The 437-nt window shown below is 20.1% G+C and carries 1 pseudogene; it reads right to left on the bottom strand.

The window, feature by feature from the left end:
• Positions 1-89 precede the first annotated feature (89 nt).
• Positions 90-437, bottom strand: a pseudogene (locus tag ELQ11_RS09690) (hypothetical protein); the annotation flags it as partial.

Below are 437 nucleotides of genomic sequence, written 5' to 3'. Positions count from 1 at the left end.
GAGCTTCATGGATAAACTCATAAACACTACTAACAACTGCAATAAAAACTAATACAATAAAAACTATAATAGAAATTCTTTTTGATATTTTAAGCAATTTTTTTACCTTTAAAGTTAGTATTGCTTATTATAGCATTATTAGATACAATCTTAAAATCTTCTTTTATATCATCTATAATGGTATTGCTTTGTTTCGTTTTTAAAGAAGTTTCATTGTTAAAATTTGTATTTTTTATTATACTGCTTGTATTTTCTTTTATATTGTTTTCTTGATTTGAATTTTTATTTATTTCTTTGTTTTCATTTTTATTTATTGTTTCATCTCTACTATTTATTTCTTTATTTACAATCAAAGAATGGATATAAGTTTGATAAGCATTTTCTAAATCTTCAAAACCAAGTTTTTTAAATTCATCAATACTTTTATAAAGTTCTTT

Origin of the sequence: Campylobacter sp. US50a, assembly GCF_004379015.1 — a bacterium.
Classification (GTDB): domain Bacteria; phylum Campylobacterota; class Campylobacteria; order Campylobacterales; family Campylobacteraceae; genus Campylobacter_D; species Campylobacter_D jejuni.
This window is presented reverse-complemented; position numbering and strand designations above follow the sequence as displayed.